General features: G+C 61.1%; 21 protein-coding genes, 3 tRNA genes and 1 pseudogene. 12 read left to right on the top strand and 13 right to left on the bottom strand.

The genetic code is table 11. The features are described 5' to 3' along the window. Window positions 1-7 precede the first annotated feature (7 nt). From KZO25_RS02765 to KZO25_RS02795, 7 genes are all read left to right on the top strand, one after another. Window positions 8-580 (top strand): CvpA family protein, encoded by a 573-nt coding sequence (locus KZO25_RS02765; RefSeq protein ID WP_066446561.1) that lies wholly within the window; start codon window positions 8-10, stop codon window positions 578-580. Between the two features lie 160 nt (window positions 581-740). Further along, entirely contained in the window at window positions 741-2,264 is a 1,524-nt protein-coding gene (gene purF / locus KZO25_RS02770) for an amidophosphoribosyltransferase (RefSeq protein ID WP_223135763.1), read from the top strand. 72 nt (window positions 2,265-2,336) lie between these two features. Then, window positions 2,337-3,533: an O-succinylhomoserine sulfhydrylase gene (locus KZO25_RS02775; protein WP_223135764.1), complete on the top strand. Its 1,197-nt coding sequence runs from the start codon at window positions 2,337-2,339 to the stop codon at window positions 3,531-3,533. A 187-nt stretch (window positions 3,534-3,720) separates the two neighbouring features. Then, on the top strand, window positions 3,721-4,275 hold the full coding sequence (locus KZO25_RS02780; protein ID WP_066446574.1) for a cytochrome b: 555 nt from the start codon (window positions 3,721-3,723) through the stop codon (window positions 4,273-4,275). Window positions 4,276-4,317: 42 nt separating this feature from the next. Beyond that, on the top strand, window positions 4,318-4,914 hold the full coding sequence (locus KZO25_RS02785) for a YceI family protein (protein ID WP_223135765.1): 597 nt from the start codon (window positions 4,318-4,320) through the stop codon (window positions 4,912-4,914). 142 nt (window positions 4,915-5,056) lie between these two features. Beyond that, the gene (locus KZO25_RS02790; protein ID WP_223135766.1) at window positions 5,057-6,475 is read left to right on the top strand and encodes an MATE family efflux transporter; all 1,419 of its coding nucleotides are present in this window, start codon (window positions 5,057-5,059) and stop codon (window positions 6,473-6,475) included. A 75-nt stretch (window positions 6,476-6,550) separates the two neighbouring features. Continuing rightward, window positions 6,551-7,018, top strand: a complete 468-nt coding sequence (locus KZO25_RS02795; RefSeq protein ID WP_083517459.1) for a Spy/CpxP family protein refolding chaperone — start codon at window positions 6,551-6,553, stop codon at window positions 7,016-7,018. A gap of 324 nt (window positions 7,019-7,342) precedes the next feature. On the opposite strand, the gene KZO25_RS02800 is transcribed toward KZO25_RS02795, so the two are convergent. After that, the gene (locus tag KZO25_RS02800; RefSeq protein WP_223135767.1) at window positions 7,343-8,863 is read right to left on the bottom strand and encodes an NCS2 family permease; all 1,521 of its coding nucleotides are present in this window, start codon (window positions 8,861-8,863) and stop codon (window positions 7,343-7,345) included. 320 nt (window positions 8,864-9,183) lie between these two features. Here KZO25_RS02800 and KZO25_RS02805 point away from each other — a divergent pair, with 320 nt between their 5' ends. After that, the gene (locus tag KZO25_RS02805) at window positions 9,184-9,930 is read left to right on the top strand and encodes a Crp/Fnr family transcriptional regulator (RefSeq protein ID WP_223135768.1); all 747 of its coding nucleotides are present in this window, start codon (window positions 9,184-9,186) and stop codon (window positions 9,928-9,930) included. Window positions 9,931-10,040: 110 nt separating this feature from the next. Here KZO25_RS02805 and KZO25_RS02810 read toward each other — a convergent pair whose 3' ends face one another. Together KZO25_RS02810 and KZO25_RS02815 are read right to left on the bottom strand one after the other, a co-directional pair. After that, complete coding sequence (locus tag KZO25_RS02810; RefSeq protein WP_223135769.1) at window positions 10,041-11,228, bottom strand: aromatic amino acid transaminase; 1,188 nt, start codon at window positions 11,226-11,228, stop codon at window positions 10,041-10,043. Then, window positions 11,229-11,567, bottom strand: a complete 339-nt coding sequence (locus KZO25_RS02815; RefSeq protein ID WP_223135770.1) for a 4a-hydroxytetrahydrobiopterin dehydratase — start codon at window positions 11,565-11,567, stop codon at window positions 11,229-11,231. A gap of 137 nt (window positions 11,568-11,704) precedes the next feature. Here KZO25_RS02815 and KZO25_RS02820 point away from each other — a divergent pair, with 137 nt between their 5' ends. After that, window positions 11,705-12,319 (top strand): hypothetical protein, encoded by a 615-nt coding sequence (locus KZO25_RS02820; RefSeq protein WP_223135771.1) that lies wholly within the window; start codon window positions 11,705-11,707, stop codon window positions 12,317-12,319. Window positions 12,320-12,327: 8 nt separating this feature from the next. Here KZO25_RS02820 and KZO25_RS02825 read toward each other — a convergent pair whose 3' ends face one another. Next, window positions 12,328-13,236, bottom strand: a complete 909-nt coding sequence (locus KZO25_RS02825) for a GGDEF domain-containing protein (protein ID WP_223135772.1) — start codon at window positions 13,234-13,236, stop codon at window positions 12,328-12,330. Window positions 13,237-13,448: 212 nt separating this feature from the next. Next, a pseudogene (gene cfa / locus KZO25_RS02830) lies at window positions 13,449-14,599 on the bottom strand (cyclopropane fatty acyl phospholipid synthase). 153 nt (window positions 14,600-14,752) lie between these two features. Here cfa and pyrF point away from each other — a divergent pair. Further along, complete coding sequence (gene pyrF, locus KZO25_RS02835; protein WP_066445636.1) at window positions 14,753-15,451, top strand: orotidine-5'-phosphate decarboxylase; 699 nt, start codon at window positions 14,753-14,755, stop codon at window positions 15,449-15,451. A gap of 18 nt (window positions 15,452-15,469) precedes the next feature. Here pyrF and lapB read toward each other — a convergent pair whose 3' ends face one another. Genes lapB through KZO25_RS02850 form a run of 3 tightly spaced genes read right to left on the bottom strand, consistent with a single transcriptional unit; the run spans window position 15,470 to window position 17,286 of the window. Next, the gene (lapB, locus tag KZO25_RS02840; protein WP_223135773.1) at window positions 15,470-16,657 is read right to left on the bottom strand and encodes a lipopolysaccharide assembly protein LapB; all 1,188 of its coding nucleotides are present in this window, start codon (window positions 16,655-16,657) and stop codon (window positions 15,470-15,472) included. Further along, window positions 16,658-16,963: a lipopolysaccharide assembly protein LapA domain-containing protein gene (locus KZO25_RS02845; protein WP_066445646.1), complete on the bottom strand. Its 306-nt coding sequence runs from the start codon at window positions 16,961-16,963 to the stop codon at window positions 16,658-16,660. It abuts the gene before it with no gap. A 26-nt stretch (window positions 16,964-16,989) separates the two neighbouring features. Further along, a complete protein-coding gene (locus KZO25_RS02850) occupies window positions 16,990-17,286 on the bottom strand; it encodes an integration host factor subunit beta (protein ID WP_043514416.1) in 297 nt (98 codons plus the stop codon). A 198-nt stretch (window positions 17,287-17,484) separates the two neighbouring features. Between KZO25_RS02850 and KZO25_RS02855 the strand changes: the two genes are divergently transcribed. Together KZO25_RS02855 and KZO25_RS02860 are read left to right on the top strand one after the other, a co-directional pair. Then, window positions 17,485-17,805, top strand: a complete 321-nt coding sequence (locus tag KZO25_RS02855; protein WP_223135774.1) for a succinate dehydrogenase assembly factor 2 — start codon at window positions 17,485-17,487, stop codon at window positions 17,803-17,805. After that, window positions 17,765-18,163: a hypothetical protein gene (locus tag KZO25_RS02860; RefSeq protein ID WP_223135775.1), complete on the top strand. Its 399-nt coding sequence runs from the start codon at window positions 17,765-17,767 to the stop codon at window positions 18,161-18,163. Before KZO25_RS02855 ends, KZO25_RS02860 begins: the two co-directional genes overlap by 41 nt. Window positions 18,164-18,193: 30 nt before the next feature. Here KZO25_RS02860 and nadB read toward each other — a convergent pair whose 3' ends face one another. The 5 genes from nadB to pgsA form a co-directional block, all read right to left on the bottom strand. Further along, window positions 18,194-19,783, bottom strand: a complete 1,590-nt coding sequence (gene nadB, locus KZO25_RS02865) for an L-aspartate oxidase (RefSeq protein ID WP_223135776.1) — start codon at window positions 19,781-19,783, stop codon at window positions 18,194-18,196. Window positions 19,784-19,871: 88 nt separating this feature from the next. Then, window positions 19,872-19,958: transfer RNA gene (locus tag KZO25_RS02870), tRNA-Leu, on the bottom strand. Between the two features lie 36 nt (window positions 19,959-19,994). Next, a tRNA-Cys gene (locus KZO25_RS02875) sits at window positions 19,995-20,068 on the bottom strand. 112 nt (window positions 20,069-20,180) lie between these two features. Continuing rightward, window positions 20,181-20,255 (bottom strand) — tRNA-Gly (locus KZO25_RS02880). A 63-nt stretch (window positions 20,256-20,318) separates the two neighbouring features. After that, window positions 20,319-20,867, bottom strand: a complete 549-nt coding sequence (pgsA, locus tag KZO25_RS02885) for a CDP-diacylglycerol--glycerol-3-phosphate 3-phosphatidyltransferase (protein ID WP_223135777.1) — start codon at window positions 20,865-20,867, stop codon at window positions 20,319-20,321. Window positions 20,868-20,872 lie beyond the last annotated feature (5 nt).

Genomic DNA, 20,872 nt, shown 5'->3' on the forward strand with positions numbered 1-20,872 from the left:
TGAGCCCATGCTACTGACCTGGATCGACTGGATATTCCTCGGTGTACTGGCGGTGTCGACCCTGGCCGGCTTCATGCGCGGCCTGATTCGCGAAGGCCTCGGACTCGCCGCCTGGATCATCGCCCTGCTTGCGGCACGGCTGCTGGCCGAGCCGGTGGCCGACCTGCTGGCGGGTTTCATCGACAACGCCGATGGTCGTCTGGTGCTGGCCTTCGTACTGGTGATTCTCGGGGTGATCCTGCTCTGTGGCATCGTCATCCGCATGGTGCATGCGGCAGTGGAGTGGGTGGGCATGGGATTCTTCAATCGCGTGGCCGGCGCCTGCTTCGGCGTGGCGCGGGGAGCGGCGATACTGATCATCGCCACTATTCTGATTACGCTGACACCGTTGGCGCAGCTTCAGGCCTGGCAAGAGGCTGAACTCAGGCCCGCCTTCGAGCAACTGCGTGATTGGGCGGTCAGCCAGCTCGAGGCCTGGGAGGATCGCGTGCCCGAGACGCCTGAATCCTGGCGAAACCTGTCGTTTCCGGAAGGCCGCGAAGCCACGGAACCCGAGGTGCCCGAAGAGCGCACGCTCTGACGGCGCGTTATGGAATACAAGTTCTGAAGCACCTGTTCGAAGCATGTGTTTTACGTCGGCTTTGACCCGCCGATTCGCGATGATTGACCCCGACGCAGCATACGAAAAGCGAACGACAAGCCGGCCGAGTCCGGCCCCCATGGCAGCGAGGTAAGGTGGAATGTGCGGTATCGTGGGCCTTCTGGCCAAGCAGACCGTCAACCAGGCGATCTATGACGCCCTGACAGTGCTACAGCATCGCGGACAGGATGCCGCCGGCATGATGACTTGGAGCGAAGGTCGCTTCCTGCTCCGCAAGAGCAATGGTCTGGTACGCGATGTCTTCCACACTCGCCACATGGCGCGACTGAAGGGCAACGTGGGCATCGGCCATGTGCGTTACCCCACGGCAGGTTCGTCCAGCGAGGCGGAGTCCCAGCCCTTCTACGTCAACTCGCCCTACGGTATTTCCCTGGCGCACAACGGCAACCTGACCAACTCGGATCAGCTCAAGCAGGAGCTGTTCTCCTCCGATCTGCGCCACATCAATACCAGCTCCGACTCCGAGGTGCTGCTCAATGTCTTCGCCCATGAGCTGGGCAAGCAGGGACCGCACCTTGAGCCAGGCGACATCTTCGATGCCGTGCGTCGTGTCTATCGGCGCTGCCGGGGTGGCTATGCGGCCGTGGCGATCATCAACGGCTTTGGCCTGGTGGCTTTCCGTGACCCCAACGGCATTCGTCCGGTGGTGTTCGGTACCCGCGACGAGGGCAACGGCCAGGAAGTGATGATCGCCTCGGAGTCGGTGGCGCTCGACGTGGGTGGCTTCGAACTGCATCGCGACCTGGCGCCCGGCGAGGCGATCTTCGTCGACATGGAAGGCAATATCCACACGCAATCCTGCGCCGACCGGCCCAGTCTCTCGCCCTGCATCTTCGAACACGTCTACCTGGCCCGCCCGGACTCCATACTCGACGGGGCCTATGTCTACGGCACCCGCATGCAGATGGGCCGCAAGCTCGGCGACCGCATTCGCAGCGAATGGCCGGAGCACGACATCGATGTGGTCATCCCGATTCCCGATACGTCGCGCACCTCGGCGCTCGAGCTGGCCCAGCATCTGGGCGTGACCTACCGCGAAGGCTTCATGAAGAACCGCTATATCGGCCGGACCTTCATCATGCCCGGGCAGACCCAGCGCAAGAAATCGGTGCGCCAGAAGCTCAACGCCATCGATATCGAGTTCGAGGGCAAGAACGTCCTGCTGGTGGATGACTCCATCGTGCGTGGCACCACCTGCAAGCAGATCATCCAGATGGCCCGGGAGGCCGGTGCCAACAAGGTGTACTTCGCCTCGGCGGCACCGCCGGTGCGCTATCCTAACGTCTACGGGATCGACATGCCGGCCGCCACGGAGCTGATTGCCCATGGTCGCAGTGAAGCGGAGGTGGGTGAGCTGATCGGAGCCGACAGGATCTTCTATCAGGACCTGGACGACCTCAAGGCGGCCTGCCGTGAAGTGAACCCGGAGCTGGCCACCTTCGATTGCTCGGTCTTCGACGGGCGCTACATCACCGGCGATATCGATGCCGGCTACCTGTCGGCGCTCGAGGCATCGCGCAACGACGCGGCCAAGCAGCAGCAGAGCACGGGCGGTCATGCGCTGGTGGGAATGCACAACCAGGACGACGACATCGACGATTGATTGCGGTTACCGCTATCCATCAATCTGGCCAAGAGCTCTCCACCACCGTAGCCACGAAGAAAGGGACTGAACATGCACGACGACCCGACACCGGAAGCGGCCTGGGCGCTGGAGACACAGGCGATTCGCACTGGGCACCAGCGCACTTTCGAGCAGGAGCACAGCGAGCCGATCTTCCCCACTTCGAGCTTCGTTTATGGCAGTGCCGCGGAGGCCGCGCGGAAATTCGGTGGTGAAGAGGCCGGCAACGTCTACTCGCGCTTCACCAATCCCACGGTGCATACCTTCGAGCGGCGTCTTGCGGTCATGGAAGGGGGCGAGCGCTGCGTGGCCACCAGTTCCGGCATGTCGGCCATTCTGGCCACGGTCATGGCGCTGCTGTCGGCGGGGGACGAGATCGTCGCCTCACGCTCGCTGTTCGGTTCGACAGTCAGCCTGTTCGACAAGTATTTCGGCAAGCTGGGCATCACCACACGCTATGTGGAGTTGTCGGACCTCGCGGCCTGGGAAGCGGCCATCACGCCGAATACCCGGCTGCTGTTCGCCGAGACGCCCTCCAATCCGCTGTCGGAGGTGGTCGACATTGCGGCGCTGGGGGAGATCGCCCATCGGCATGATGCGCTGCTGGCCATCGACAACTGCTTCCTGACGCCCGCTCTACAGCGTCCGCTGGCGCTGGGGGCCGACCTGGTCATCCACTCGGCCACCAAGTACCTGGATGGCCAGGGCAGGGCGGTAGGGGGTGCGGTGGTCGGGCGCAACCAGGAGCTGGAGGAGGTCTTCGGTGTGGTACGCACCTGCGGCCCCTGCCTGAGCCCCTTCAACGCCTGGATCTTTACCAAGGGGCTTGAAACCTTGAGCCTGCGCATGCGTGCCCATTGCGATAGTGCGCTGGCGCTGGCGCAGTGGCTGGAGAGCCATCCGGCGGTTGAGCGGGTCCACTATAGCGGCCTTGAGCACCATCCCCAGCATGCGCTGGCATCGCGTCAACAGCAGGGCTTCGGCGCGGTGCTCGGCTTCGAGGTGAAGGGCGGGCGTGAAGGTGCCTGGACGGTCATCGATGCCACGCGAATGCTCTCTATTACGGGCAACCTGGGTGACGTCAAGACCACCATCACCCATCCGGCCACCACGACCCATGGTCGCCTCTCGGATGACCAGAAAGCCGCTGCAGGCATCACAGAGGGTTTGATTCGAGTGGCAGTGGGGCTGGAATCCCTGGACGATATCCGCATCGACCTGGCGCGGGGGCTCGACGCCCTGGCTTGAGCTGTCGAACGGTCGGCGTTTGGCGTGGTCTTGCGGGCATCCCCAAGGGCTTGGGCATCTGCTGTAGCCGGCTGTTTTACCAATAGCGTCATTTTTTTGAACGTTGCATTCGGCTTTTTTCAGCAGATGCTCATACTGCGCTGCGGTAAGCTTCGTCTCGTTATAGTCTTCATTCCGCGAGGGCGATATGTGGCGTAATACCCGCTCAGGCTGGGGCCTGGTCAGCATATTCCTACACTGGCTCAGTGCCCTGGTCATCGTCGGGCTCTTCGTTCTTGGCTGGTGGATGACGGGCCTGGGCTATTTCGATGCCTGGTATAACCTCGCGCCCTGGTGGCACCGCTCCATTGGCATGCTGCTGCTGTTCGCCACGCTGCTGAGACTGTGCTGGCGCTTCATTCAGCCGACGCCTGCCGCTCAAGGCAGCCGGCTTGAGCGAATCGCCGCACATCTGGGCCATACTGCCCTCTATGTACTGATGCTGCTGGTCATGGTCAGTGGCTACCTGATCTCCACTGCGAGAGGGCGTGGGATCAGTGTCTTTGACTGGTTCGAAGTGCCGGCATTGATCAGCCACCTGCCTAACCAGGCCAGTATCGCGGGTGAGGTCCACTGGTACAGTGCGTTGGCCTTGATGTTGCTGGCCGCTGGCCATGCCCTGGCGGCATTCAAGCACCACTACCTCGATCGCCACGATACCCTGACCCGTATGTTGAATCCGGCGCGTTCGCGGCGCCGGTGACCGATGCGCCACTGGCGTACCATCACAAGGAGAACCACCTGTATGCTGACCAACACGTTCAAGAAAACCGCGCTTGTCACCGCCCTGGGCGCCGCTTCCTTCGTCGGCTTCAGCCAGGCTCAGGCCGACGACTACGTGATCGACACCGAAGGCCAGCACGCCTTCATCCAGTTCAAGATCAACCACCTCGGCTACTCCTACATTCTGGGCAACTTCGAGGCGTTCGAAGGGCAGTTCCACTATGACCCCGAGAACCCCGATGCCACGAGTGTCGAAATGGAAGTCCAGGTCAACAGCCTGAACAGCAACCATGCCGAGCGCGACCGTCACTTCCTGAGCGATGACTTCCTGAGTGCCGGCGACTACCCGACGGCCACGTTCGTCTCCACCGGCTTCGAGCCGACAGGCGATAACGAGGGAGTGATCACCGGCGACTTTACCCTCAAGGGGGAAACCCGCGAGATCGAGATGCCGGTCACGCTGGTCGGCGAAGGTGAGGACCCCTGGGGCAGCTACCGCGCCGGCTTCGAGGGAAGCACCATGTTGACGTTGGCCGACTACGGTATCGACATGAGCGATTTCCCGGAAGTGATGGAAGAGCTTGAACTCTACGTCACCTTCGAGGGCGTGCGTCAGTAAGCCCATGTAGATTACCCGCCTGATTGATGCACCCTCGGCTCAAGCCGGGGGTGCGTCCGTAAGGGGACCACGCCACGTTCCGAGTAGACGTTCCATTGGAGCGCACAGTGACATGAAGAGTTTATACTTGTAGTGATATCTAATGGATAATCGGCTGTCGGCAACGCCCCAGTCTGCCACGTCCCCCTCCCTCGGCTTGACCCTGTGGCGCCAGACCTGGCCCATGGCCATCGGCGTGCTGGCGCTGCTCGGCTTCCAACTGGTGGACAGTGCCTTTATCGCTCGGCTGGGTACTGCCCCTCTGGCTGCCCAATCCTTCACCTTTCCGCTATCGTTTTTGGTCATCGGTGTGCAGGTAGGGCTGGGCATCGCGATTGCTGCCATGATCTCCCGTACGCTTGGGGCGGGTGAGCAGGAACGTGCCCGGCGACTGGGTTCGCTGGTGCTGGTGGCAGGTACCGTCCTTATCGCGTTGCTGGCGCTGCTGCTCTGGTGGGTGCAGGAGCCGGTGTTCGCTCTTCTGGGAGCCGACACCGCAACACGTGGGTTGATACGTGCCTACTGGGCACCACAGCTGCTGGCTGCCTGGTTGGGTGCCGCGCTCTACTTTGGCTACAGCCTGTTTCGCGCCCATGGCGATACGCGATTGCCCGGCAAGCTGATGGTCATCACCAGCCTTGTCAATCTGGTACTCGACCCATTGTTGATCTTTGGTATCGGCCCCTGGGAAGGACTGGGACTTCCCGGCGCCGCCTGGGCAACAACGCTGGCATTCGCCTGTGGCCTGCTGGTGCTGGGGCGTCGCCTGTTGCGGACCGATTGGCTGTCGCGTCGTGGACTGGGAGGGGAGCTTGCTCGCTCGGCACGCCCCTTTGCCGGTATTGCTGGCCCCGCCATGATCAGCCAGTTGATGCCCCCTCTGGCAGCCATGCTGGCAATCTCGGTGGTGGCGGGACTCGGCGAAACCACGGTAGCGGCCTGGGGGTTGGCCAGCCGTCTCGAGACAGTGTCACTGATGGTCGTGCTGGCCATGACCATGTCCCTGCCTCCCTGGCTGGGGCGCTGCTACGGCGCCGGTGACTGGGACCAGATACATCGGCTCATGAAGCTGGCGCTCAAGGTCGTCATGCTCTGGCAACTTGGGCTCGGCGTGGTGATGGCGGGGGCAGCACCCTGGGTAGCGCTGGTGCTCTCCGGCAATCCGGAGGTGCGCGATGATCTGGCAACCTTGATTCGCTTTCTGCTGCCAAGCTACGCCCTGCTCGGCATCTGCATGCTGGTGGTTTCCGCGGGCAACGCCCTGGGCTGGCCGCTACGAGCCATGCTGCTCTCCTGTGCGCGGCTCTTTATCTTCTACCTGCCTTGCCTATGGCTGGGGGCGCAACTGGGGAGCCTGACCGGGCTTGCGCTGGGCGCAGCGACCGGCAACCTGCTGGCTGGATTGGCTGCGTGGCGCATGCTTCGGCGGATCCTGGACCGTCCCCAGCGGCGCGCACGTTGCCAGGAAGGTCACGGTCCACATCGGCCAATCTCGGGCACCAGCTGCAACGGGCCGAACTAGTTGAGTTTTTCCGTGTCAGGGTAGGGTGGGTGGCCATTCAGCCACAGACCTGTCCATGACGAATCGGAGTGATAAATGAAAGTAGTCAAGCTTGTAGCAACGGCCCTTGTGACACTGGGCATGGCATCACCGGCCATGGCACAGCAGTCCATGCAGGCTCCGCCGCAGCAAGGTGACCAGGTTGATCAGCTCAACGAACTGCTGGACCTGGACGAAGGCCAGCAGCAGGAGATTCGGGGGCTTCTCGACGACGCTCAGCAGCGTTTGCAGCCCAAGGAGCAGGAGGCACAGGCTCTGCAGACTGCACTGGGCGACCATATCGATCCCAATTTTGATGAAACCGCGATTCGTCAGGATGCAACCAGGTTGGGTGAGCTGACCGGCGAGCTTGCTGCAGAAACGACCCTTCTGCAGGCCAGAGTGGAGGCTGTCTTTACCGAAGAGCAGCGTAACCAGCTTGAAGAGGTGATGGCACAGCAGCAGCAGCAGATGAACCAGATGCAGGAGCAGATGCAGCAGCAGCAGGCTCCCCCCGCGCAATAATATCTCCTGACCGTCGGCGGTATGCCGCTGAAAGGTCATCTATGGGCGCCGCCGGGCCGAGAGCCTGGTGGCGTCCTGCCATAGGCACATGTCCTCCCTCTTTCTTCCCCCTACTTTGCCCTTCCTACCCCGTTGTCTCCATGACAGGCTATTGGCGCCAAATGACCGCGGTCTTTAATCATGTCTACGCGTCCTGAACGACCCCAAGGCGGTCACGATCTGAACTGCTCACACCAGGTGGGTGATGTTGCTGATTGGCCACAAAACAATGGCCCTGCCGGATTTACCCGGCAGGGCCATTTCGTTGGTTGGGTGGGTGACAGCCTAGTCGGTAGCAGGAGGCGGAGTGGGTGCCGGTCGTGGAGCAGCAAGGCGCTCCTGCTGCCAGGCAAAGTAGAGAAAGAGGACGCCCATCCCCAGATAGCCCAGGGTGAAGTCGGAGGCGGCGTTGAAGGCCAGCTCCGGTGCGTGCATCAGGCCCACGAAGGAGAACCCCGCCGCGATGGCGGCAAACACGGCCGCACGTCGGAACTGGTGGTCGATCACCGATACGGTCATTGCACCGATGAAGATGGCCATGAACATGGCGCCCTGGCCCATGGCGACGATGCCTCCAGAAATATCGGCAACCACCTCGCCGGCACCACGATTGAAGCGCGTCATGACGTAGTTGGCGAAGTAGGGCAGCATGGCCAGCGCGACGGCAGGGTAGTAGCGCGTATCGTTGCTCTGAAAGGCGGTGGCGATCATCGACATGCCGACGAATACCAGGATCGGCGCCACCACCGACACGGGGATGATGGCGGCCAAGGCCGCGATCAGGCCGAACATGGTGGCAATGGCATAGACGGCACCGTTGAGGATGCTGTAGCCACGACCAGCTCCCATCCACTTGGCGCCGACTGTGGCGATGTATACCGTGGTAGGAAAGACGCCGCCGAACATCGCGCCGATCATGGTACCGGCGCCGTCCACGGCCTGGCATTCACGAACGTCGTACTTGTCGCCGGCGGCTTCCATGGCCTCGACGTTGTTCATGGTTTCAATGGCGTTGTAGAGCGTGATCGGCAAGACCACCGTGAGTACTGCCAGCATGCCGGTGAACAAGAGACCCAGGCCTTCGAGCCAGGCCAGGTTGGGCAGCAGCGGATAGAATCCCAGGTGAGTGAAGGCATCGCTAAAGCGCTCGCCACCGGCATCGCCGATAAGATAGGCCATGGCAGTGCCTATCACGATGGCAAAGAGTGACGTCGGAATCCGAAACGGCATCGATACCCTGGCAACCAGGCCGATGATGATGATGGCCAGGACCAAGAGGCCGATGATCGGCATCTCCAGCGTCTTGAATAGCATCTCGCCGGCGATGAAGGTCAGTGCGACCCCGGCCACGGCACCGAGCATGGCGGCGCGAGGCAGATGGTACTGCACCCAGCGACCTACCAGGCTGACCATCGCTTCGATGGCGCCGCTAATGAAACAGGCCGCTACTGCTACCTTCCAGGCCAGCTCGGCGTCCCCGGTCAACTGCTTGGCTGGAAGCAGTACACCGAAGAGGAAGACGAACATCACCGGGGTCGAAATGCCATAGGAGAGCGCTGTCACATCGGCGCGATTCTCCTTGCGTGCCAAGCGGGCTGCCGTCCATGCGTAGTAGAAGTTGCCCACCATGACCGCAACGGCGGCGCCTGGAAGCACCTGGCCGAAGACGATAGATGAGGGAAAGCCCATGCCCAGCATGGTGATGGCGATGATGACAAAGTTGGCAATATTGTTCTGGAACAGGGCAAAGAAGGCGTCGGTATCCTCCTTCTTGTACCACGGATAGTGCACAGGGGTTGCCGCCATGGTGAGCCTCTTGTGTTATGGGGTTGTATACAAGGCCAGGCCAGTCTGGCTCTTTTTTGACTGTTTGGTCAAGTCTGCTTTAGGCGCAACCATGATGCGCAGGCAGTGCGTGTTGAAATAAGCGCGACTTGGCGGGACTCGGGGTATGATAGATGTTACAAAAGCTACGGTTTACTAAAGAGAAAGTGCATTCATGGTGTGCTGAACTCTCTGCGTGCTCTGGCTGCCGAAGGGGTTAGACGTTTCGGTCCCATGAATCCAGGCTCCTTGGGCTTGCAGTTGCCGTCTGCCCATTATTTTGAAATGAGGGGGGTGTGAAGGTGGAGCACTTGGACAGCTGTATCGTTCGTCACTTCAGCTACTACTATGACCTGTCCCGTAAAGACGAGGAGCTTTTGCTCGAGCTCGAAAGAAGCCCGACAAAAGTCAAGGCGGGAACTCGGCTTTGGGGGGAGCGGGATAGCGCGAACGAATTCTGTACCTTGAGTCGTGGCTGGGCCTATTCCTATCGCCTCATGGAAAACGGCTCCCGTCAGATCCTCGAGCTGTACATGCCAGGTGATATCATCGGTCTTCGGGAATTCGCTTTCTCTCAGCGTCTCGCCAGCGTAAAGATGGCCGAGGATGGCGTGGTCTGCTATTTCCCTCACCAGCATGTCCTTGACCTTTTTCGCCAATCGATGACGCTGACCACTATCATGTTTGCGATTTCCAGTCGCCAGCAGGTATTGATCACGGAGCGACTGGTCAACCTGGCGCGGCGCAATGCCAAGCAGAAGCTGGCACATTTCCTGCTCGAGACATACCAGCGCCTGAAGCAGACGCAGGCCAATGGGCACGATAGCTTTCGTCTGCCACTATCCCAGGAACTGCTGGCGGACCTGCTTGGCCTCAGTCCGGTTCACGTAAGCCGCACCCTGACAGCCCTCAGCGATGAAGGGCTTGTCTTTCGTGAACGACACGTCGTGACGATTCCGGACCTGAAGGCATTGAAGGAAATGGCCGACTTCGACGATCGCTATCTCATCGACAACATGCGGCCGCTTTTCAACAGCCACAACAGCTAGAGCCGCGACGCCCTCTGACTTCGAGGCGGCTGGCCCTGCGTTCGAGGTCAGCCTCGCATGAGTCGCGCACCGGGCTTCCAACCCGGCTGCGCGACGGACATGCTGCGGAATCAGTTGACCGCGGCGATTGCCTTGGCCAGGTAGGGGAGATTCTCGTGAGAGAAACCTGCCACGTTGGCGCGGCCCGAACGCACCATGTAGATGCCGAACTCGTCCCGTAGGCGGTCCACCTGTTCCGGGGTCAGGCCGGTATAGGAGAACATGCCTCGTTGTTCCGCCACACAGGCATACTTCTGATCGAGACCGTAGGGCTTGAGGGCTTCGACGAAGTCGCGACGCAGCGTATTGATGCGATCGCGCATTTCGGTCAGCTCTTCGCGCCACACGGCGGTCAGCTCAGCGGAGTGGAGGATCTCGCTGACGATGGCGCCGCCATGGGCCGGAGGGTTGGAGTAGTTCTCCCGGGCCACGATGGCTACCTGGGAGCGCACGTTCTCCATCTGCTCGGCGTTCTTCGCCACCATGATCAGGCAGCCGGTGCGCTCGCAGTAGATACCGAAGTTCTTTGAGCAGGAGCTGGTGATGATCACCTCATCGAGATTCTCGGCCATCAGGCGAACGCCATAGGCATCCTCGTCGAGACCCTCACCGAAGCCCTGGTAGGCGAAGTCGATCAACGGCAGCAGGCTGCGCTCGCGGACGACCTCCAGGACCTGCTGCCACTGTTCGCGGGAGAGATCAAAGCCGGTGGGATTGTGGCAGCAGGCATGCAGCAGCACCACATCGCCTTCGGGAATCGTCTTCAGGGCTCCGAGCATGCCGTCGAAGTCCAGGCGGTTGTCGGCATCCACGTAGGGATACTTGTGCAGCGTCAGGCCCGCAGCGGGGAAGATGCCCAGGTGATTCGGCCAGGTCGGATCGCTGACCCAGATATCCTTGCCGGGCAACTGGTGGGCAATGAAGTCCGCCGCCAGGCGCAGGGCACCGGTGCCACCCGGCGACTGAGTCGCGCTGGCACGCTTCGCCTCCAGTACCGGGGAGCCTTCTCCCAGCACCATGGGCAGTACCACTTCGCCATAGCTGGGGGCGCCATGGGAGCCAATATAGGTCTTGGTGGTCTCGTTCTTGAGCAGCAGGGCCTCGGCTTCCTTGACGGCGCGCATGACCGGGGTGTTGCCCTGGGCGTCCTTGTAGACACCGACGCCGAGATCAACCTTCTGGGGGTTGGTGTCCTTCTTGAAGGCTTCGATCAAGCCGAGGATGGCATCCCCGGGGACCCGCTCAATATGTTCGAACATTTAATTCGCTACCTCGTCGGTTCTGGCGGCAAGTATGAAATCGTTGCGGTGCAGGCCTTGAATCTTGTGCGACCACCAGGTCACGGTAACCCTTCCCCATTCGGTCAGCAGAGCCGGGTGATGACCGGCCGCCTCGGCAATGTTACCGACGCGGTTGGTGAAAGCCAGCGCCTGTTGGAAGTCGGTGAAGGTAAAGACCCGCTCAAGCTGCATGATGCCATTGCGCTCGAGGATCCGCCACTCGGGAACCTCTGGCTTGAACAACAGGATCTCAGCCTCACTGACGGTGGGGGCGTTGCGGCGGCAGGCTTCGCAAGGCTGCCGAGAGAGTCGGGCCATGGCGTCCTCCTCGAGCGAGTGATAGGGCCACGACTACCTTCGGATGGAGCGGTCTACCTGTCAATAAATCAAGGGACTATGTTTGTAGGGCGATTCTTGAAAAAATGCTTCCAGGGCAAGTTTGAAGGGAGGGCGCTATGCCTGGGCACGCTCGGCAGTTGCCGCTATGGCTGAAGCTGCTCTTTACCGTCTGGATTCTGTTCTGGGCCCCGGCCTATGCTGTCATGCTTGGGGCGCAGAACTACTTCTGGCTATGCAATCTCGCCAGCTTTCTCATCCTTATCGGCCTCTGGATGGAGAACAGACTGCTGCTCTCCATGCAGTGGCTCGCCGTGCTGCTGGTCGGGCTGTTCTGGGCTCTGGACGTGGGAGTGGCATGGCTGGCCGGTTTCCATCCGATCGGCGGTACCGAGTATATGTTCGACCCGGAACACCCGCCACTGGCGCGCGTGCTGTCGCTCTATCATCTGGTGCTGCCTTTCGTGGCGGGCTTTGCCATCCTGCGGCTCGGCTATGAAAGCCGCGCCTTGATCTGGCAGACGCTGCTTACCTGGGTGGTGATTCCTCTCACCTTTCTGTTCACCGAGGCCGAACGAAACATCAATTGGGTACAGGGTCCTTTCGGCATGCAACAGGATATCCTGCCTTTACCCGTCTATTTGGCGTTGTTGATGCTGGTTTGGCCACTGGTGCTGTATTTGCCGGTGCATGGCCTGATGCGTTTTTTCCAGCAACGTGAAAAGCGCCGTTGAGATCCAGGTCAGCTCTCTACCCGATTGCGCCCCTGGTGTTTGGCCGCATACAGGCAGCGATCGGCGCGTTCAATGAGAACGTCGCGAGGCTCGCCTGGACGGTATTCGGCCAGGCCAATGCTGACGGTGATCTGACCGGGCTCGATGCCAAAGGGGTGTTCGCCGATGCGATGTCGTAGCCGCTCGGCAAGCGGGAGGCTACGGACAAGGGGGGTGGCCGGCAGGACCACGGCGAACTCCTCGCCGCCGAGCCGAGCGATGGTGTCTTCTTCGCGCAGCAGCTTACGGCAAAGCCTGGCGAGCTCGATCAGTACCTGATCACCCTGGAGGTGCCCCCAGGTATCATTGACGCGTTTGAAGTGGTCGAGATCGATGAGCATAAGAGACAGGGGTGAGCCATGCCGGTTGCATCTCGAGATCTCTTCGGCGAGTCGGGCCATCAGCTTGCGGCGGTTGGCCAGCCCGGTCAGATCGTCGGTATCCGACAGTCGGCGCAGGCGTGCTTCTTCCACCATCTGCTCGGTGATATCGATCATCAGGCCATGCCAGAGTACTCCCGCCTGGGCATCCTCTGGCTGAGCGCGAAGTGCTACCCAACGGGTTCGACCATGGGCCAGACGAATGCGAAACTTGGTTGCGATGGGAACGCGCCAACGCGCCGAGCGTTCGATAGCAGCCATCAGCTTGGGATAGTCGTCGTCATAGAGACGGTCGAGCATGTGCCGTGCGTCCTGGCCCAGAGCATCACGGTCGATACCGGGCAGGCTGGTACCGTTCCCGGCGAGGTAGGGGAAGTGCATGTGGCCATCTAGGCCACGATGAAACTGGAAGATGACGCCGGGCAGTCGTTCGGTAAAGTCGCGAACGTTGCCAGGCAGCTCCAGCCCCCCACCCGACATGGCGTTCTCTTCGGTCATGCGGGCGTCCTGTAGTCCCTGCTGCGTGCAGGTCTGTCATTATTTTGTGTGGGCTCAATACACAAGGAAAACCGAGGCGCTGGAAAGCGCTGGTATCAAAGGCTGAGCCGTTTTTGAATGCCTAATATACGTTGTAACGATGAGTAAATCATCTGGCTGTTGCTGTAGGAAATTGACGACAGGGGTTGTAAGAGGGCCATTCGCCGTCTGCCTCACCGCGGGGCGTCATAACGACAGGTACGGTCGCGTGAGAATACGATCTGCCATAGCTGCAGGTCCCTGGCACGGAAGGCGCCTGCGCATACAGAGAGATAGTAACGGAACATTCGGTGCGTGCGCTCGCTGTAGCGCTTGGCAAGCTCTGGCCAGTAATGCTCGAGGTTCTTCAGCCAGGCCATCAGGGTCGAGTCATAGTCTGGCCCGAAGTTTTGCCAATCCTCCATCAGCAAGAGTTCTTCGCTGGCATCTGCCACCTGGCAGGCAGAGGGCAGGACGCCATTGGGAAAGATATAGCGATCGATCCAGGGGTCGATGGTGATATGCGAGCTGTTCGAGCCGATGGTATGGAGCAGGAAGAGTCCTTCATCCGCCAGCACCCTCCCGACGGTCTCGAAATAGGCACGATAGTTACGATGCCCCACGTGCTCGAACATGCCGATTGAAACGATGCGGTCGTACCTGCCCTGGAGATCGCGATAATCCGCGAGATGAACCTCCACGGGCAGGCCTGCGCAGCGTAGCTGGGCCAGGTCGGCTTGTTCCCGGGATATGGTGATCCCGGTGACGGAAACGCCATAGTTCATGGCTGCATGCCTCGCGAAGCTCCCCCATCCGCAGCCGATATCAAGCACCCGCATGCCGGGCTGCAGTTCGAGCTTGTGACAGGCCAGCTCCAGCTTGGCCAACTGCGCTTCGTGCAGGGAGTCGGCTTCCTTCCAGTAGCCGCAGGAGTAACACATGGTGGGATCGAGCATGCGCTCGAAGAGATCATTGCCCAGATCATAGTGGGCTTCTCCGACCATATGGGCGCGCGCCTTGCTCTGAAGGTTCAGCAGGCCGGCCTGAAGGCGATACATCAGCCGGTCGGAGGGGGGCGGGCACGTTCCCCGAGGCCATGAAGCAACAGTCGCTGGGCCAGTTCGTCGAGGCGTTCACACTCCCACCAGCCATCCATGTAGGACTCGCCAAGACCCAGTGAGCCTTGGCGGAGTATTCGGGAGCAAAAGTCAGGGTGGTATATCCTTGGGTCCCAGGGAGCATCGCCATTCAACGTGATGCCGGTGTCTTCCAGCAGTGATTCGAGCACTCGCCGGGACCGGCTATGGGGCAGGGTGATGGGGCCGATTCGAGGGTCGCTGGTCATATTCTCCTCCAGGGCCTTCAGGCAAGACCGCAGGCCTTTATCCTGTCTCTTTTCCTCCTTGGATTTGAGCATAGTCCAGGCGTTGGGGAACGGTTAGTCATAGGGCTGATATACTCCCTGCATTCAACCAAGACGCCGACTGGAGCCCCTATTGTGTCTAGTGACTCGCCGCTGATCATCGCCCTGGATCAACCCTCGCTTGATGCAGCCTTGTGCCTGGCCGACCGACTCGATCCAACACGTTGTCGGGTCAAGGTGGGCAAGGAGTTGTTTACCCGTAGTGGCCCGGATGTGGTCGAGGCGCTGCATGGACGAGGCTTTCAGGTCTTTCTGGATCTCAAGTTCCACGACATTCCCAATACCGTGGCTGGCGCCGTGCAGGCGGCTGCCGAGCAGGGAGTCTGGATGGTCAATGTCCATGCCGGGGGCGGGCGACGTATGATGGAGGCCGCCCGAGAGCGGCTCGAGCGCCATGGTTTGACCACACATCTGATTGCGGTGACGGTCTTGACCAGCATGGAAACAACGGACCTTCAGGAGGTAGGCGTCACTCAGGCGCCTGGCGAACAGGTCGAAAGGCTGGCGCGGCTGGCCATGGATAGCGGGATGGATGGGGTCGTCTGCTCGGCTCAGGAGTCGGCTCGTCTGCGCGAATTGTGTGGAGACCGCTTTCTCAAGGTGACTCCCGGTATTCGCCCGAGCTTCGCTGCAGCGGATGATCAGCGGCGAATCATGACACCACGCGAGGCCATGGCCGCAGGCAGTACGCATCTTGTCATTGGTCGGCCAGTAACCCGGGCCAAGGATCCCATGGCGGCCCTGGAGGCCATTGAGCAAGAGCTGGTTGCGTGATCCGTGCAGGGTGGCGAGTTACTCTCCCTCGATGCCTGTAATGGGGCGAGTAGTGCCCCAACTGCGACAGCGGGGACATTGCCAATGTAGTGGCTCGCCGTCGAAACCACAGCGTCCGCAGCGGTGTCGCGGACGTGCCTGGAGCAGGGTGTGGGTGTGTTGCTTGAGCAGCTGGATACGGCTATCGGGCGTATCCCGCTCCTGTTGCTGGTGCTGGTAGAGATCGAGCAGGTAGTCGAGCGCCCCCAGGCTTGGCGAGCGATTGAGCAGTTCGCTGACCAGGTCGATGGCGGCCTGGTTGCCGAGTCGCCTTCGCTGCGTCTCGGCAAGCATGATGATCAAACTGGTAAAGTGGGCGCGGTCCAGCAGGCCTTCCAGGCGGGCTACTAGCCCATCCTCATCACCCAGCAGTTGATAGGCGTTGCGCAAGGGTTCCAGCATCGTGGGAATGAAATCCAGGTCCTGGTCGGGTATGCGCATCAACAGGCGGATGGCATCCCGGTAATGGCCGGTATCATGTGCCATGGCCGCCAGCAGCAAGTTGGCACGAACGCACTTCGCGTCGACGGACAAGGCCTGTCGCAAATGCTTGCGGGCCAGCCCGGGGCTTGCGGATTGGCGCTCCTGTTCAGCCAGTTCGCAGACCCAGTGGGCAGCGGCACGGCGGAGTTCGTTATGCTGGCGGGTCAGTGTAGGGTGGGCCACGTCGAAGGCGGCCTGCCACTCGCCTTCGCGATCGAAAAGGTCGGCCAGTAGGCGCTTGGCGGCATGACGAATCTCGTCGTGGCTGGATTCTCTAACCAACTGCTGAAGCAAGCGCTCGGCTCGGTCGAGGAGGCCCAGGTTGAAAAAGTCACGCGAGAGCTCGAGCTGGACCTGGTCGCTCTGCGCGGACGTGAGGGTCGGCCTGGCCAGCAGGTTCTGGTGAATCTTGACGGCGCGATCGGCTTCACCCCGGGTGCGGAAGAGGTTGCCCAGGGTGATATGGGTATCGATCGTATCGCTGTTGACTTCGAGTGCGCCGACAAAAGTCTCGATGGCGCGATCCGGCTCCTCGTTGAGCAGATAGTTCAGGCCAACGAAGTAATCCCGAGACAGTGACGCCGGCGTGTCATCGTCGCGGTAGCCGCGCCTTTCACGCCGGCCAAGCCACCAGCCTATGGCAACGGCTGCCACCAACAGGGCCAGCAGCAGGACATCGGGCATTTAGGGCAGTTCCTTGAGCTCCTGCACACGCAGCCGGTCGAGCTCCTTGCGCTGTTGCCGATTCTGTCGCTGGGCACGGGATAGCGCCGTACGCAGTCTCAGCCATACGCCGGTCATGGCCAGCATGCCTAGTATTACGCCACAGACCAGGGCAGCCAGCAGCCAGACCGATAGCGACACGGCTGGCAGTTCCATCCAGATAAGATTGAGCGGCACGGTCTGCTGGTTGTTCACGGCGAACAGAATGCCAACCAGTAGCACCGCCAGCAGAATGAGGGCCAGGATAAGGCCTTTTAGCCAACGCATGTGGGTATCCCTTGTGATGAATTCGGTTAGTAGCCGAGGGCGCGGCTGGCATTGACCTGCTCGCGAAGCTCCTTGCCCGGTTTAAAGTGTGGCACGAACTTGCCCTCGAGCGCGACTGGCTCGCCAGTCTTGGGGTTGCGGCCGACTCGTGGCTCGCGGTAGTGCAGCGAAAAGCTGCCGAACCCGCGAATTTCCACGCGCCCGCCCTCTGCCAGGGTGTCGGTGATGTCATCGAGGATCAGGCGAACCGCAGATTCGACTTCCTTGATCGAAAGCTCCGGTTGATGCATTGCAATCTGCTCGATCAATTCGGATTTAGTCATCGGTGATCTCCAAGCAGTTCCCGGATCCGGTTGGACCTGGGTGGCTTTATTCTTCTTTGATCAGCATACTGTGCAAACCGAGATAAAACAACGCACTACGACCATGGTCAAGGAGTGTGTCGAAACCGTCTCGCTAGGCTGTCCCGTTTTGATGGCTCCGGTATACTGGCAATCCACTTACCTGCACAGTCGAGGCCGATGTTGAGCGACACGACGAATACGGATGATCAAGTGACAACCCCTGAAGCGGCGGCCCTGCGCAAGCAGCTCTACTGGCACTCCCGTCGCGGCATGTGGGAGCTGGACCTGCTGTTGATTCCCTTTCTCGAGCACTGTTTCGATCACCTGGACGCCGAGGACCAGAAGGCCTACCGGCTGCTGATCGAAGGCGAGGATCAGGATCTGTTCGCCTGGCTGATGCGGCGCGAGCAGCCGGAAGATCCCGCCTTTCATCGAATCGTGCGGCTGATTCAGGAACATGCCGAGAACGCCGATAACGATCCGCGTCGTCCCGTCTAGGCTGGCGCGCTGGGTTCATGCGCTATTGGCACTGATGCTGATGGCTATGCTGGTGGGGTTTGGTAATGCCTGGTTGGCAGGGCTGGGCCTTGCCTGGATGTTGCTGGTGGCTTGGCGGCTCGAGCAGGGTCATGCCTGCGGAGAGCTGCGGATCGTGCCTGAGGGAAAAAGCGGCTGTCGTTGGAACTGGTGGCCCGAGGCGGGCGTCGAGCGTCATGATGTCGCACTGCGCTGCCGCTATCTGGGTCCCTGGCTGATAGCGCTCGAAATCGATGGGCGCAGCCTCTGGTTATGGCCGGACAGCAGTTCCCCGGAAGCGCTTCGCCAACTGCGCCGCTGGCTGGTTCTCTCTGCTTGACCGCTTCCAGCCTTGATTGCTTACAGCTGCTTAGCCGTCTCTTTCTGCCTGCTCCAGATCGCTGAGATGCAGGCGGGAAGGCCGTGGGTGCCGGGCTGGTTGTGGACAGTCGGGATTGAAGTGCAGGCCGCGAGACTCGCGGCGGTTTCTGGCAGCGTTCACGCTCATTCTGGCCAGCCTCAGCGCATGCCACAGGCTGGCAAGAGGCGCGCTCGGTACTGACTCGGCCACCATTTCTCCCACCTCGGCACTCAATTCGCCAAGCTCGTGCGCCGCGGCTTCAAGGCCCTGGTCCCGTCGCACGATGGCAACGCGATGGGTCATGATATCGCGCATGGTCAAACGCCATCGACGAACCTGCTCGAGATCGACGGGCTGCCGGCCCGGTTGCCACTCTGCCAGCGGCGCCTCCAACGGTGGTGGAGTTTCAGCCAGGCGCGCCGCGCAACTGCGAGCGAATACCAGGCACTCCAGCAGTGAATTGCTGGCCATGCGATTCGCGCCATGCAAGCCGGTGCATGCTGCTTCACCGATGGCGTAGAGGTGCGGGACGGTAGAGGCGCCATCCAAGTTGGTGGCGATCCCGCCACAGCTATAGTGAGCGGCAGGCACCACCGGTATCGGCTGTTGAGTAATATCCAGGCCGCGACCAAGGCAATGCGAGTGTATGGTGGGAAAATGGTGGCGTATTGCGTGTTCCCCCAGGTGGCGTATGTCTAGCCAGACATGGGGGGAGCCGGTGCGCTGCATTTCGGCGTCGATGGCGCGGGCGACGATATCCCGGGGGGCCAGCTCCGCGCGGGGGTCGAGCGCAGGCATGAAGCGTTCACCTTGCGCATTCAGCAGGTGACCGCCTTCTCCTCTCACCGCCTCGCTGATCAGGAAAGGGCTGCCTTCCGGATCGTAGAGACAGGTGGGGTGGAACTGCTGGAACTCCAGGTTCATCAATTCGGCGCCAAGTTCGGCGGCCATCAGCATGCCTTCGCCACTGGCGGGGTTGGGGCTGGTGGTATGCCGATAGAGGCCGCTGGCGCCTCCCGTTGCCAGAATGGTGTCGGCTGCCAGCAGTTCGGTGGCCTCGCCATGGCTACCCAGACAGCGCGCGCCGCGGCACTGACCACGGCTATCGGCCAGCAGTCCGATGGCGGTGAGGTCGTCTCGTATCGTGATGTCGGGGTGGGCCAGCGTGTTTGCCATCAAGGTGTCGAGTACCGCGCGCCCGGTGGCATCCTCGGCATGGATGATGCGTCGCGCCCCATGCCCCCCTTCCCTTGTAAGGTGATAAGGATAGAGAGAGGCGGGATCCGGGTCGCGGGTAAAAGGCACGCCAAGGGAAAGCAGCCACTCGATAGCACTTGGTCCCTGTTCGACGGTGAAGCGCACGGCGCCTTCGTCGCACAGGCCGGCGCCTGCCACCAGGGTATCGGCAATATGAGCGCTGAAGTCATCCTGGGGAGAAAGCACGGCGGCAATGCCGCCTTGTGCCCAGCGGCTGGCGCTCTGATCGTCGCTTGCGGGACGAACCAAGGTGACGCGACGGCTGCCGGCCGCGTGCAAGGCCAGGGTAAGGCCGGCAACGCCACCGCCGACAATCAGTACGTCATGTTCGCTACGGGGCATGCGGGGTCTCGCTGGAACCTGTTGCATCAGCCGAATCGGCTCGTTAACGTCCGATGATACCGGTAGAGGAACGGGATAGCGAAGAGTCTGGTGCCCGGAGCCGGGCTCGAACCGGCACGGTGTTGCCACCGAGAGATTTTAAGTCTCTTGCGTCTACCAATTTCGCCATCCGGGCGGCACGGGGTTCGAGCAGACAACTGAAGGGAATAAGTGGAGGCTGGAGTCGGAATCGAACCGGCGTACACGGAGTTGCAGTCCGCTGCATAACCACTCTGCCATCCAGCCTCAATGAGTCGCATGGAGCGGGAAAGGAGATCGATCGGACCGGCGCACCGGCTCACGACCCTCGATACCGCTTCTCTTGGGAACCTTGTTCCAAGGCATTACCCGAAGAGATTGGAGCGGGAAAGGAGATTCGAACTCCCGACCCTCGCCTTGGCAAGGCGATGCTCTACCACTGAGCTATTCCCGCTCGACTCGAGAGCGAATTATACGGATAAGGTCGTTTCTGTCAATCACTTGTTGGCCTTGCCTGCTACATGGATCGACTCAGGTGGGGCCAGGCGGAACGCAGGTAAAGCACCATGGACCAGAGGGTCAGGATGGCGGCGACGTAGAGCGTGGCAATACCGAGAAGGGCGAGCTGGGTGCCCGGCGGAAAAGCCAACAGCAGCAGAAGGGCGACCATCTGCAGGGTGGTCTTGACCTTGCCCAGCCAGGAGACAGCAACGCTGCCGCGCTTACCCATTTCAGCCATCCACTCCCGCAGCGCCGAGATCACGATCTCGCGACCGATGATCACCAGTGCCGGCAGCGTCAACCACAAGCTGTCGAAGCGTTCGATCAGCAGGGCGAGGGCAACGGCGACCATCAGCTTGTCAGCCACCGGGTCGAGGAAGGCACCGAAGGGAGTGGCCTGGTCCCAGCGGCGTGCCAGATAGCCATCGAGCCAGTCTGTTACCGCGGCCAGGGCAAAAAGGCCGGCGCCAACCGGCATGCTCCAGGAGAAGGGTAGATAGAAGAACACCACCAGCAGCGGGATGAAGGCGATTCTAGCCAGCGTCAGGATGTTGGGGATGTTCATTGACA

Origin of the sequence: Halomonas sp. ANAO-440 (assembly GCF_019915905.1) — a bacterium.
GTDB classification, from domain to species: domain Bacteria; phylum Pseudomonadota; class Gammaproteobacteria; order Pseudomonadales; family Halomonadaceae; genus Halomonas; species Halomonas chromatireducens.